The sequence below is a fragment of the Sphingopyxis sp. LK2115 genome, from assembly GCF_014595975.1.
Taxonomy (GTDB): domain Bacteria; phylum Pseudomonadota; class Alphaproteobacteria; order Sphingomonadales; family Sphingomonadaceae; genus Sphingopyxis.
The window spans coordinates 74878-87176 of sequence record NZ_JABWGQ010000015.1 but is presented as its reverse complement, the minus strand read 5'-3'; the positions used below and the strand labels follow the sequence as shown (position 1 = coordinate 87176).

The following is a 12299-nucleotide window of genomic DNA, read 5'->3' as shown; positions in this document are numbered from 1 at the left end:
AGGCGTCGCCCCCGCACAGGCGGGGCGACGGTCAATCGGAACGCCCGCGCGCCGCCGCATGGCCGTCACCGCGCGGCGTCGGGGGTGACGCGGCCCGGCGATCCGCGCTATCACCCGGCCATGCGGGAAAAGGAACTGCGCTTCGCCCTGATTTGTTACGGCGGCATCAGCCTTGCCGTCTATATGCACGGCGTCACCAAGGAAGTGTGGCGGCTGGCGGTCGCGTCGCGCGCCTTTCACGACGGCGGCGCGATCGACGGCGCGGGCGCGGTGTATCGTGACCTGATCGCCGCCATCGAGGCGCAGGGCAATGTGCGGCTGCGCGTCTTTACCGACATTATCGCGGGCGCCAGCGCGGGCGGCATCAACGGTATCTTTCTTGCCCGCGCGCTGGCGACGGGCGAATCGCTCGATCCGCTCACGGACCTCTGGCTGGAGAGTGCCGATGTCGACAATCTGCTCGACCCCGACGCCCGGCCGCTATCGAAAATGACGAAATTCTGGGCGGTGCCGATCGCCGGCTGGGCGATGAAGCGGCGCGGCAACAGCATCGACCGCACCGTCGGCGAAGCGGCGCAGGATGAGGTGCGCGCCAAGCTGTCGCGTTTCGTGCGTGCGCGCTGGTTCGAGCCGCCCTTTGGCGGCGAGACCTTTTCGCACCTGCTGTTCGACGCCTTTGCGGCGATGGACGCGGCGCCGCGCGGCCCGGTGCTGGTGCCGGACGGCCAGCCCATCGACCTGTTCGTGTCGGTCACCGATTTCGCGGGGCACAGCGTCCCCCTCGCGCTCAACAGCCCGCCGCGCGTCACCGAGGACGAGCATCGGCTGATCCTGCATTTCCGCGAAGATGGCCGTGTCGGCAAGCGGCTCGACGACGTGCCGGGGCTTGCGGCGGCGGCGCGCGCGACCGCCAGCTTTCCCGGCGCCTTCCCGCCCTTCACCTTGCGCGAGATCGACCGCGTGCTCGAAAAGCGCGGGCTGGACTGGCCGGGCCGCGATGCGTTCATCCGCGCGCAATTGCCGCCGGGCGAGGCGAGCGACCCCGCCGACCGCGTGCTGATCGACGGCTCGGTGCTCGCCAACGCGCCCTTCCGCCCGGCGATCGCGGCGCTGAAGCAGCGCCCGGCACGGCGCGAGATTGACCGCCGTTTCGTCTATATCGACCCCAAGCCCGACTTTCGCTCGATTAGCTTCGGCAAGCCCGGCGACCCCGCCGATGGCGACAAGCCGCGCTTGCCGGGTTTCGTGCCGACGATCCTCGGCGCGCTTTCGGAAATCCCGCGCGAACAGCCGATCCGCGACAATGTCGAGGCGATCGAGGGTATGTCGCGGCGCATTCGCCGGATGCAGCATATCATCGACGCGATGAAGGTCGAGGTCGAGGAACAGGTGGCGGCGCTCTTTGGCACGACCTTTTTCCTCGACACGCCAACCCCCGCGCGGCTCCAGAAATGGCGCGCGAAGGCGCAGGAACAGGCCGCGGCGCGCGCGGGCTTTGCCTTTGCGCCTTATGGCCACCTCAAACTGTCGGCGGTGATCGAGGATCTTGCGCGCCTGATCGACCGGCTGCGGCCTGCCGAGGGCGCGATTCACCGGGCGAACCGGCGCGTCGCCCTGTGGGACGAGGTTCGTGCGCGCGGGCTTGACCGGATTTCGGGGAAGAAGGGAGCCGGGGCAAGCGGCGACGCGATCGTCTTTTTCCGCACCCACGACCTTGGCTTTCGTATCCGTCGCCTGCGTTTCCTGGCGCGCGAGCTCGACACCGCGGTCGAGGCAAGGCGCGACGCGCGCGATCCCGCGTGCGACGCGATGCGCGAGGCGATCTTTGCGGCGCTCGGTCGGTATCTGGACCGCGAAGGCGACAGCTGGCTCGCCGATCTCGACCTGCCTGCCGACGCCGGCCCCGGCGACTGGATCGACGCGATCGCCGCGCGCCGCGATCTTGCCGCCGTCGATGGCGAAGCCGACGCGCTGATCGCCGCGGGGCTCGCGGCGATGCCGAAGGACGACCGGCGCGTGCTGCTGCTCGCCTATCTGGGCTATCCCTTTTACGACATCGCGACCTTGCCGCTGCTCCAGGGCGAAGGATTCGACGAATATGACCCGATCAAGATCGACCGCATCTCGCCCTCCGACGCGACCGCGATCCGCCAGGGCGGCGCCGCGGCGATGCTGAAGGGGATCGAGTTCAACAGCTTCGGCGCTTTTTTCAGCCGCGCCTATCGCGAGAATGACTATCTCTGGGGGCGCTTGCACGGTGCCGACCGGCTGATCGACATCGTCGCGTCGAGCGTGACCGGCGAGGGCGCGCTGTCCGCAGAGGCGCTGGCGGCGATGAAACGCCGAGCTTTCCATGCGATTCTCGACGAAGAGGCGGCGCGGTTGCCGAAGGTGGCGGCGCTGATCGCCGAATTGCGAACCGAGATAGGGGTGATCGAATAGCAACCCCGCGCCAGCGTGCTGACCCGCGTCCGATTACCCCTAGCCAAGCCCGCAGCGTTCGTCCTATGTTCCGTCCATGGATGGACTATCGCTTGGCGTCGCCCTTGTTGCCCTTGTCGTCGGCGCCCTGGTCGGCTGGTTGTTCGCCGGCCGTGAGGCCGGAGCGCTGAAGGCCGAGCGCGACGGGCTGGCCGAACGGTTCAAGGCGGCCGTGACCGATCTGGCCGCCGAGGCCGAGGCACGCAAGGCAGCGGACATTCAACTCGCGGCGCTGCTCGCCGAGCAGAAGGCGCGCGATGCCGCGCACGACGCGCAGATCGCGCAGCTCACCCAGGCGCAGGCGGCGCTCACCGCGCAGTTTCGCGAAGTCGGGCAGACGATGCTCGGCGAAGCGCAGAAGGCGTTCCTTGACCGCGCAGAGGCGCGCTTCCGGCAGAGCGAGGAAAGCGCGGGCCAGCATCTGAAGGCGCTGCTCCAACCCGTCCATGAACGGCTGGAGAAATATGAGACCGAGGTGAAGAAGGTCGAGACCGAGCGCCAGAGCGCATTCGGATTATTGCAGGGTCAGATCGAATCGATGCGCGCGCAGAGCGAGCGCGTGTCGAGCGAGGCGGCAAAGCTCGTCAACGCGCTGCGCAACGCGCCCAAGGCACGCGGCCGCTGGGGCGAGCAGCAGCTTCGCAACGTGCTCGAAAGCTGCGGGCTTAGCGAACATGCCGATTTTCAGACCGAGGTGAGCGTCGATGGCGGCGAAGCCGGGCGGCTGCGTCCCGATGTCGTGGTGAAAGTGCCCGGCGGCCAGAGCCTGGTGATCGACGCCAAGGTTTCGCTCAACGCCTATCAGGACGCCTTCGGCGCGGTCGACGAGGGCGAAAGGGCGGCGCATCTCGCCGCGCACGCCGCGGCGATGAAGGCGCATGTCAATGCGCTTGGCGCCAAGGCTTATTGGAACCAGTTCGACGACACGCCCGATTTCGTCGTGATGTTCGTCCCCGGCGAACATTTTCTTGCCGCCGCGCTCGACCATGACCATGAGCTTTGGGACTATGCCTTTGAACGCAAGGTGCTGCTTGCGACGCCGACCAACCTCATCGCGATCGCGCGCACCGTCGCGGCGGTGTGGAGGCAGGAAAAGCTTGCCAACCAGGCACGCGAAATCGCGATGCTCGGCAAGGTGCTTTATGCGCGCATGTCGGCGATGGGCGCGCACATCGCGCGCGTCGGCAAGAATCTGGATCAGGCGACCGGTGCCTACAACGCCTTTGTCGGCAGCTTCGAATCGCAGGTTCTGACGCAAGCCAGGCGTTTCGAGGCGCTGGATATCGAAACCGGCGGACGGGAGATTCCGACGCTCCCGGTCGCCGAACAGGCGGCGCGGCCGCTGGCAAAGCTTGCGGCGGCGCCGAGCGCGGAGAATGACGCGGCCGAATGAATCGCGTCGTCCCCGCCTCGCGCGAACGCGCAGACATGCTTGTCATTGATCGTCACCTTGGCGAAGGCCGGGGCCTCCGCGGTGTGCGCGGCCGGGACGGTGCGATCCCGGCCTTCGCCGGGGTGACGCTATTCGGGCCTTTCCGGGCAGGGATCAGATCGCCCGCTTCAACACCGCGGTCTGTCCGCCGTCGCCGCTGATCTCCATCGTCCCGTCGCTCGGGAAATGCAGGCGCACCGGTCCCCGCATCAGCGCGAAGAAGGCGCTTTCCTGCGTCATCGCCGCGCCGGGGCAGGCCATTTTGGTCGCCATCAGCGGCCCCGCGGTGAGCGTGCCGTCGGCGACCGCATAGCTCCCCGAAAAACGGTTGCAGCCCGCGCTGCCACTCAGCCGCGCGCCGTCAAACGCCAGCGAGGTGGGGCGGTCGGGCGCGACCGGCACACCCGCGATCGACACGAAGGTCCAGCTGGTCCCCGCGAGCGCATCGGGCGGCAATATGTCGCCGCCGCATCCCGTCACCCTCTTGCCATCGGCCACCACCGTCACCGTGTCGGCATAACGGCGATCGCTCATCCCGTCGCTGCACGGGCCGGGCGTCACATCGACCGTCAGCCGACCGGCGGCATAGCGTTTGCCCCCCGTCGCGGCCTGCGCGCCCGGATTGGGCACCGCGATCATCGTTTCCCCATAGTCGCCGGCATAGTTCAGCCGCGCGGGCGTGATCTCGAGCGTCCAGCCTGGCTCGGTGCCGAGCGCCATATAGGCGGCGGGCGCCTCGCCGGGGCCGGCGGGCGTCTCGGCTGCGGGCGCGCAGGCGGCGAGCGTCAGGGCGAGGATGCAGACGGAAAGGAATCGGGGCATGGACACTCCCTGGTTCCGCTCGTGTCGAGCGAAGTCGCAACGCCCATCGGCATGGCGCGTGGTCGAGGCGCATCTCGACGTCGCTCGATGCCAACGGGACGTGAGCATGGGATAATAGCATGATGCTGGCGGCTGGCTGAACCAAAAAAGCCGCTCCCCATCAGTCCCTTCGCTGGTTCAGCACCTCATAGGCCATCACCGCCGCCGCAACCGCGGCGTTCAGGCTGTCGGCCTTGCCCAGCATCGGCATCTTCACGCGCACGTCGGCCGCCGCGGCATATTCGGCGGGCAGTCCTTGCGATTCATTGCCGACCAGGATGAAGGTCGGCGCGCTGTAACGCGCCGCCTGATAATCGACGCCGTCGTCGCCGAGCCAGGTCGCGACCAGTTCGCCCGCTCCGCTGCGCAGCCAGGGCAGGAACTCGTCCCAGCGCGCCTGAACAAGGCTTTGCGTAAAGATCGCCCCCATGCTCGCGCGAACCGCCTCGACGCCATAGGGATCGGTGCTGTCGTCCAGCAGGATCAGCCCGCCCGCGCCGACCGCGTCGCCGGTGCGCAGCATCGTGCCGAGATTGCCGGGATCGCGGAGCCGTTCGGCGACCAGCCAGATCGGCGCCGCATCGCGGTCTATGTCGGCAAGCGTCGCCTGGGGTTCGGCATAGATGCCGACGATGGTTTGCGGATTATCCTTGCCCGACAGTTTCGACAGGATCGCGGGCGTGGTGTCGATGACTTCGCCGCCCGCCGCCATTGTCGCGTCGATAAGCGCCTGCGCGAGCGGATGCCCGGCGCCATCGGGGCCGAGGAACAGCCATGCAGGCAGCACGCCAGCCTCGCGTGCCTCGGTCGCGATGCGCAGCCCCTCGGCCAGGAACAGCCGCTCGGCGCGGCGATGCCGTTTTTCGCGCAGCAGGCGCATCCGCTTGACGAGCGGGTTGGACAGGCTTTCGATGGTGGAACGACGACCGCTCATGTTTCTGCTTTTCCGTTCCTCCGCAAAGGCGAGGGGGCACCTCTCGTGGGCGCTATCCTGAACCGGCGGGCGAGGGGTTCCCGCCTTTGCGGGGACACGCAAACGAGAAAGGGCGGACCGCTAATCCTCGCCGAAGCTGTCCTTGACCAGCCCGACGAGTTTGAGCAGCGCAGCGTCGGCCCCGTCGCCCCTGGTGTGGATGGTGATCGTGTCGCCCTTGGCCGCGCCGAGCATCATCAGCCCCATGATCGAGGTGCCGTTGACGCGCGATCCATTGCGTTCGACCTCGACCGTCACCGTTGCGGGCAGGCGGCTGACGAAGGTTACAAACTTTGCGCTCGCGCGCGCGTGCAGCCCGCGCTGGTTGGTGATCTCGACGGTTTCGGAAACCTCGTTCACGGTCCCACTCCCAGCATTTCGGATGCGACCGAAATATATTTCTGGCCCGCTTCCTTGGCAGCGATCACCGCGGCGCGAAGTTCCATCGACTTGCGCGCGCTTTCGAGGCGGATCAGCATCGGCAGGTTGACTCCCGCGATCACCTCGGTCCTTCCGGCCTCAAGCAGACTGATCGCCAGGTTTGAAGGGGTGCCGCCGAACAGGTCGGTCAGCATCACCACGCCGCGGCCTTCATCGACGTTGCGGATGGCGTCGGCGATCTCCTGGCGCCGCATCTCCATATTGTCGTTGGGGCCGATGCACACGGTGGCGACGGCGCGCTGCGGGCCGACGACATGTTCCATCGCGCGGACCATTTCCTCGGCGAGGCGGCCGTGCGTGACGAGCACCATTCCCAGGAGCGGCAGAGCCTTGTCGTTCGGCATGCAGTGATCGACCCTTATCGTTTGCCGCCCGACGCGCGGGCAGCGGGCGGGGGCTTGCCCTCAAGCCCATCTTGCGGGGCAGAGTCAAGATTGCGGTGGGTCAGCACCGGCTCATATCCGCAATCGCGTAGCGTTCGGGCAACACGACTGGCGACATGGACCGAACGGTGACGTCCGCCGGTGCAGCCAAAGGCAATGGTGACATAGCTTTTGCCCTCGGCCCGGTAACGCGGCAACAGCGTCAGGATCAGCTTTTCGATCTGCGACACGCTGTCTTCATAGGCCGGGTCGGCGATGACATAGGCGGCGACATCGGGATCGAGCCCGGTGCCGGGCTTGAGCTTCGGATCCCAATGCGGGTTGCGCAGATAGCGCATGTCGAACACCAGGTCGGCGTTGCGCGGCAACCCGCGCGCGAAGCCAAAGCTCAATATGTTGAGCACCGGGTTACCGTCCTCGGCATCGCCGAAGCGCTGGCGCACCTCCTGCTGCAAATCGTTGCTGCTGTAATTGGTGGTGTCGACGACATGTTCGGCCCAGCGGCGCAGCGGCTCCATCATCTCGCGCTCGCGCGCGATGCCGTCGGCGGCGGGACGATCCTCGGCAAGCGGATGACGCCGCCGCGTTTCGGAAAAGCGGCGTTCAAGTTCGGTGCCCGCGCAATCGAGGAAGAGCGTCTGGATGTCGCGCCCGCCGCCCTCGCGCAATTCCTTGATCCGTCGCACGAGCAGCGCGGGGCGAAACCCCCGGCTGCGGCTGTCGATGCCGATCGCGAGCGGGCGTTCGGCCTCGCCGCGCTTCACCGGCGCGTCGATCAGCGCTTCAAGCAGCGCGAGCGGCAGATTGTCGACGACTTCCCAGCCCAGATCCTCGAGCACCTTCAGCACCGTCGATTTGCCTGCACCTGAAAGGCCGGTGACGAGGAGCAGCCGCGACTCGGCGGCAGGGTTCGCCTGTCCGTTCATGCCGCGGGCGCCAGCCGTTCGAGCGCAAGCATGATCTTGATGGGCGCCGACACCTCGAACGCCGACAGCAGCAGCGCGGGAAGCGGGTGGCCGACGACCGTTTCGACCTGTCCGACCGCAGGCATCCGGTCGTAACGGTCGGTCAGCCGCACCGCGAGCGCCAGCGGCACCGGTGCGGTCCACGGCCGGTCGACGATACCGATCCCGCGCACCTCCAGCTTGCCCGCCAGCGTGTCGGGGGGGCGACACCACAGCCGGCCACGGTCGAACCATATGTCGCAGCGATCGTCGGCGACGAGCTTGGCGCCGCGGTCGATGAGACGGAGCGCGAGGTCGGACTTGCCCTGCCCCGAATTGCCAAGGATCAGCACCCCGCCATTGCCCGCGGCGACGCAGCTCGCATGGATGTTGACGATTTCGGGTCTGGTCCGGCTCGGAAGCATGGCGCAGGCTTACCGGCGCCGAAGCGGGGCCGCAAGGCGATAGGCAGTTGCGGTCAGTGGGCGGCTGTCGCGCTTTCGGCGGCGGGCAGGGTGATGAGCAGGCTCGCGCCTGGCTTGCCGTCGTCGCGGTCGCGCGCGCTGATCGTCCCGCCGTGCCCCTCGACGATCGTGCGCGCGATCGCAAGGCCGAGGCCGCTGTGACGGCCAAAGGCTTCGCCGGGCGGACGCTCGCTGTGAAAACGGCGGAAAATAGCTTCGCGCTGCGCGGGGTCGATGCCGGGACCGTCGTCGTCGATGCGGACATGCACCTCGTCGCCCAGCCGCGTCGCGGCGATGCAGACGAGGCCGGTTTCGGGAGAGAAGCTGATGGCGTTGTCGATGACATTGTCGATGGCGCGTTCAAGGCGGTGCCCGTCGCCCATCACGATGGTGGTGCCCTTGCGCGGGCGCGCAAAGGCGAGGCGGGGGTGCGGCGCGTCGGGGTCGATCCGCGCCTTGCGCGCCGCGAGCATCGATTCGATCATCATCCCGACGTCGATCGGTTCGAACAAGGTGCGCGACAATTGCGCGTCGACGCGGCTCGCCTCGCTGATGTCGCTCACCAGCCGGTCGAGCCGCCGCACATCCTCGTCGGCGATGGCAAGCAGCTGCGCGCGCTGTTCGTCGGACTGGACGCGGCCCAGTCCCTCGATCGCCGAGCGCACCGACGCGATCGGATTCTTGAGCTCGTGCGTCACGTCGGCGGCAAAATGCTCGCCCGCGTCGATGCGCTCGCGCAGCGCCTGCGTCATGTCGCTCAATGCGCGCGCGAGCGTGCCGATCTCGTCGCGGCGGCTCGGCAGGCGCGGGACGACGACTTCGCGCGCCCGGCCCAGGCGAACGCGCACCGCGGCGCGCGCAAGCCGCCGCAGCGGGCGTACGATCGTGCGCGCAAGGAACAGCGACAAAAGGATCGAGGCGATCAGCACCATCGCGACGACGACGGCGAGGCGGAAGCGCTCGGCGCGCACCGTGCGTGTGATGTCGCGCGCGTTGAGCGTCATCAGCACCGTCTGCGGTGTGTCGAGATCGACGACGCGCGCCGCGCTGAGCAGCGGCGTGCGTTCGGGGGCATAGCGAAAGCGGCTCGTCGGCAACCCGGTGCGCTGCGCCTCGATCACTTCGGGCCATGCCGCGGCCTTATCGACCGCAGGCTCGCGAAAGTCGGGATAGGTCGGCGCGCCGACGATCCAGTCGATCCCGCGGTCCATTGCCCGCGCGGCGTCGCGCTGCCACGCCTGCAAATTGGGATCGCGCAATGTATAGGTCGGCGCGCCGGTCCGGAAACTGTCCGAAATCAGGCGGCCGTCGGCGGCGTAGAAGCGCAGGCGCGATTCGGTCGCTTCGGCAAATTCGCCGATCAATCGGTCGCGTTCTTCGGGGCGCGCCGCTTCCAGCGCGGTGTCGAGCATCGCGAGCTGATCCTCCATCACCGCGATGCGCGTGTCGACCAGTCGGGTGCGATAGGTGTCGAGATAATAGAATCCGCCCGCGAGCAGCGCGACCGCGAGGATGTTGACCGCCAGGATGCGCGTCGTCAGCGACCAGCGCGCCGACCAGACGAGCGGCGATTCCTCCTGTTCGGCCGCGCTCGCGTCGGGGGGCAGGGGATCAGCCCTCGTCGGCAAAGCGGTATCCGGCGCCATAGAGGGTGGCGATGGCGTCGAAATCGGGGTCGACCTCGCGGAACTTGCGGCGCAGCCGCTTGATGTGGCTGTCGATCGTGCGGTCGTCGATATAGACATCGTCCTGATAGGCGGCGTCCATCAACTGGTTGCGGCTGCGCACGATGCCGGGGCGACTGGCCAGCGTTTCGAGGATCAGGAACTCGGTGACGGTCAGCGTGACGTCCTTGCCGTCCCAGCTGACCTTGTGGCGCGCGGGGTCCATTCGCAGCCGCCCGCGTGTGATCGGCTCGGCGACGGGTTCGTCATCCTCGCTTGGCGTCGCACGGTTCAATTCGACGCGACGCAGGATCGCGCGAATGCGCGCGATGACCAGCCGCTGCGAGAAAGGTTTGGCGATATAATCGTCGGCGCCCATTGCAAGGCCCAGCGCCTCGTCGATCTCGTCGTCCTTGCTGGTCAGGAAGATGACCGGAAGCTGGCTTTTTTCACGCAGGCGGCGGAGCAGCTCGAGCCCGTCCATCCGCGGCATCTTGATGTCGAAGACGGCGAGGTCGGGTGGATTGTCGATAAGCGGCTTCAGCGCCGCTTCGCCGTCCGAATAGACGCGCGTGGCGAACCCCTCGGCCTGAAGCGCGATCGACAGCGATTGCAGGATGTTGCGGTCGTCGTCGACCAGCGCGATGGTTGCCGTCATGCTCTTTCCGTTGGCCGACCTTGATCCGCGAATTAGCCGATAAGTGGCTCAGCGACAACCGCGTGACTCGCACCTGCCCCCGCGCCCCGCTCCGCCCAAGCCGCTTCGTGGTCAGGGCTGCCTGTCCGTCCCCCATCGGAAGGGGGACGGATGGAGTTGGCGGGCGTGGCGGGCGCCACGCCGCGATTCACCCTTTAATCTTTTGACCTCGGCGCGCATCCTCGCTAACGCGGCCGGGATTTCGGAATCGGCGTTTCGTCGGCACCCCATGTTCGTGCGGGCCCATCGCTTTCGCACGGCATGTCCTGCATACCTATGCAAAGGCGCCCGCGGGCCAAGGAAAGGCGAGTGAAATGACCAAGGTTGTGATCGGCGGCGACACTATCGAAACGCAGGCGGATATCGCCGAAAACTGGGGCACCGCGCCGCTGGTCGAGGATGCGGTTCGCCACGGCGAAGGTCGGCTTGCCAAGGACGGCCCGCTTGTCGTCGCGACCGGCAAGCACACGGGACGCAGCGCGAAGGACAAGTTCATCGTCCAGGACGATGAAACGCGCGATACGATCTGGTGGGGCAAGACCAATGTGCCGATGACCCCCGATCATTTCGCGGCACTGAAGGCCGATTTCTTCGCACATCTCGCCGGGCGTCCGCGCCTCTATCGCCAGCAGCTGTTCGGCGGGTCGCAGCCCGAACACCGCGTCGCGGTGCAGGTCATCACCGAATTCGCCTGGCACAGCCAGTTCATCCGCACCCTGCTCTGCCGCCCGACGGCCGAGGAGCTGACCGGCTTTGCGGCCGAATATACGATCGTCGACCTGCCGAGCTTCCGTGCCGACCCGGCGAAGCATGGCACGCGCAGCGAAACGGTGATCGCGGTCAATTTCACCGAAAAGCTGATCCTGATCGGCGGCACGCAATATGCCGGCGAAATGAAGAAGTCGGTGTTCGGCATCCTCAATTACCTGCTCCCGACAAGGGGCGTGATGCCGATGCACTGTTCGGCGAACATCGGGCCAAAGGGCGACACTGCGGTCTTTTTCGGCCTGTCTGGCACTGGCAAAACGACGCTGTCGGCCGACGCCTCGCGCACGCTGATCGGCGACGACGAACATGGCTGGTCGGATACCGCGGTCTTCAATTTCGAGGGCGGCTGCTATGCCAAGATGATCCGCCTGTCGCCGGAAGCCGAGCCAGAGATTTTCGCGACCACCAAGCGTTTCGGAACGGTGCTCGAAAATGTCGTGATGGACCCGGTGACGCGCGAGCTCGATTTCGACGACGCGAGCCTCGCCGAGAACAGCCGCGGCAGCTATCCCATTGATTTCATTCCGAACACGTCGGAAAAAAATATGGGTCCGGTGCCGCAGAACATCATCATGCTCACCGCCGACGCCTATGGCGTGCTGCCCCCGATCGCGAAGCTGACCCCCGATCAGGCGATGTATCATTTCCTGTCGGGCTACACCGCGCGCGTCGCGGGGACCGAAATCGGCGTGACCGAGCCGGAGGCGACTTTCTCCACCTGTTTCGGCGCGCCCTTCATGCCGCGCCATCCGTCGGTCTATGGCAATCTGTTGAAAGAGCGCATCGCCAGGGGCGGCGTCCAGTGCTGGCTGGTCAACACCGGCTGGACCGGCGGCATGGCGACGATGGACGGCATCAAGCGGATGCCGATCAAGGCGACCCGCGCCTTGCTCAACGCCGCGCTCGACGGCAGCCTGAACGATGCCGAGTTCCGCCGCGATCCCTATTTCGGCTTCATGGTCCCCGTCGCGGTGCCGGGGGTCGACGCGAGCCTGCTCGACCCGCGCGAAGCCTGGGCCGACAAGGCGGCCTATGACCGCACCGCGCAGGTGCTGGTCCAGCAATTCATCGACAATTTCGCGCAATTTGAAAGCCATGTCGATGAAGGCGTCCGCCAGGCCGCCCCGCAGGCCACCGTCGCAGCATAACCGCCCGGTCCTTCCCGGGTGGCCATTCACCTCGAAGGACCGG

At 67.0% G+C, this 12299-nt stretch carries 11 protein-coding genes; 3 read left to right on the top strand and 8 right to left on the bottom strand.

Annotated features, from left to right (window positions below; translation table 11 throughout):
* Nucleotides 1–120: 120 nt before the first annotated feature.
* Both HUW43_RS02455 and rmuC read left to right on the top strand, forming a co-directional pair.
* Entirely contained in the window at nucleotides 121–2442 is a 2322-nt protein-coding gene (locus HUW43_RS02455) for a patatin-like protein (RefSeq protein WP_188236003.1), read from the top strand.
* Nucleotides 2443–2518: 76 nt separating this feature from the next.
* A complete protein-coding gene (gene rmuC, locus HUW43_RS02450; RefSeq protein WP_188235929.1) occupies nucleotides 2519–3874 on the top strand; it encodes a DNA recombination protein RmuC in 1356 nt (451 codons plus the stop codon).
* 153 nt (nucleotides 3875–4027) lie between these two features.
* Here rmuC and HUW43_RS02445 read toward each other — a convergent pair whose 3' ends face one another.
* From HUW43_RS02445 to HUW43_RS02410, 8 genes are all read right to left on the bottom strand, one after another.
* Nucleotides 4028–4735 carry an META domain-containing protein gene (locus HUW43_RS02445; RefSeq protein ID WP_188235928.1) on the bottom strand — a complete coding sequence of 236 codons (708 nt, stop codon included), beginning with the start codon at nucleotides 4733–4735 and terminating at the stop codon, nucleotides 4028–4030.
* A 160-nt stretch (nucleotides 4736–4895) separates the two neighbouring features.
* Nucleotides 4896–5708, bottom strand: coding sequence for a TrmH family RNA methyltransferase (locus HUW43_RS02440; protein ID WP_188235927.1), 813 nt, complete (start codon nucleotides 5706–5708; stop codon nucleotides 4896–4898).
* Between the two features lie 120 nt (nucleotides 5709–5828).
* The gene (locus HUW43_RS02435; protein ID WP_188235926.1) at nucleotides 5829–6107 is read right to left on the bottom strand and encodes an HPr family phosphocarrier protein; all 279 of its coding nucleotides are present in this window, start codon (nucleotides 6105–6107) and stop codon (nucleotides 5829–5831) included.
* Nucleotides 6104–6532: a PTS sugar transporter subunit IIA gene (locus tag HUW43_RS02430; protein ID WP_188235925.1), complete on the bottom strand. Its 429-nt coding sequence runs from the start codon at nucleotides 6530–6532 to the stop codon at nucleotides 6104–6106. The genes HUW43_RS02435 and HUW43_RS02430 overlap by 4 nt, the downstream gene beginning before the upstream one ends.
* Nucleotides 6533–6546: 14 nt before the next feature.
* Entirely contained in the window at nucleotides 6547–7497 is a 951-nt protein-coding gene (gene rapZ, locus HUW43_RS02425; protein WP_188235924.1) for an RNase adapter RapZ, read from the bottom strand.
* Nucleotides 7494–7940: an HPr kinase/phosphorylase gene (locus HUW43_RS02420; protein WP_188235923.1), complete on the bottom strand. Its 447-nt coding sequence runs from the start codon at nucleotides 7938–7940 to the stop codon at nucleotides 7494–7496. Before HUW43_RS02420 ends, rapZ begins: the two co-directional genes overlap by 4 nt.
* 53 nt (nucleotides 7941–7993) lie before the next feature.
* Entirely contained in the window at nucleotides 7994–9625 is a 1632-nt protein-coding gene (locus tag HUW43_RS02415) for a sensor histidine kinase (protein WP_223181207.1), read from the bottom strand.
* Nucleotides 9591–10301: a response regulator transcription factor gene (locus HUW43_RS02410; RefSeq protein ID WP_188235922.1), complete on the bottom strand. Its 711-nt coding sequence runs from the start codon at nucleotides 10299–10301 to the stop codon at nucleotides 9591–9593. The genes HUW43_RS02415 and HUW43_RS02410 overlap by 35 nt, the downstream gene beginning before the upstream one ends.
* A 353-nt stretch (nucleotides 10302–10654) precedes the next feature.
* On the opposite strand from HUW43_RS02410, the gene HUW43_RS02405 reads away from it, so the two are divergent.
* Nucleotides 10655–12256 (top strand): phosphoenolpyruvate carboxykinase, encoded by a 1602-nt coding sequence (locus tag HUW43_RS02405; RefSeq protein ID WP_188235921.1) that lies wholly within the window; start codon nucleotides 10655–10657, stop codon nucleotides 12254–12256.
* The last annotated feature ends 43 nt before the right edge of the window (nucleotides 12257–12299 follow it).

Bases quoted from the DNA above. Each gene is read 5' to 3' on its own strand.
- HUW43_RS02405 (WP_188235921.1), top strand. From the start codon at position 10,655: ATGACCAAGGTTGTGATCGGCGGCGACACTATCGAAACGCAGGCGGAT.
- HUW43_RS02445 (WP_188235928.1), bottom strand. From the start codon at position 4,735: ATGCCCCGATTCCTTTCCGTCTGCATCCTCGCCCTGACGCTCGCCGCC.
- rmuC (WP_188235929.1), top strand. From the start codon at position 2,519: ATGGATGGACTATCGCTTGGCGTCGCCCTTGTTGCCCTTGTCGTCGGC.
- rapZ (WP_188235924.1), bottom strand. From the start codon at position 7,497: ATGAACGGACAGGCGAACCCTGCCGCCGAGTCGCGGCTGCTCCTCGTC.
- HUW43_RS02455 (WP_188236003.1), top strand. From the start codon at position 121: ATGCGGGAAAAGGAACTGCGCTTCGCCCTGATTTGTTACGGCGGCATC.
- HUW43_RS02420 (WP_188235923.1), bottom strand. From the start codon at position 7,940: ATGCTTCCGAGCCGGACCAGACCCGAAATCGTCAACATCCATGCGAGC.
- HUW43_RS02440 (WP_188235927.1), bottom strand. From the start codon at position 5,708: ATGAGCGGTCGTCGTTCCACCATCGAAAGCCTGTCCAACCCGCTCGTC.
- HUW43_RS02410 (WP_188235922.1), bottom strand. From the start codon at position 10,301: ATGACGGCAACCATCGCGCTGGTCGACGACGACCGCAACATCCTGCAA.
- HUW43_RS02430 (WP_188235925.1), bottom strand. From the start codon at position 6,532: ATGCCGAACGACAAGGCTCTGCCGCTCCTGGGAATGGTGCTCGTCACG.
- HUW43_RS02415 (WP_223181207.1), bottom strand. From the start codon at position 9,625: ATGGCGCCGGATACCGCTTTGCCGACGAGGGCTGATCCCCTGCCCCCC.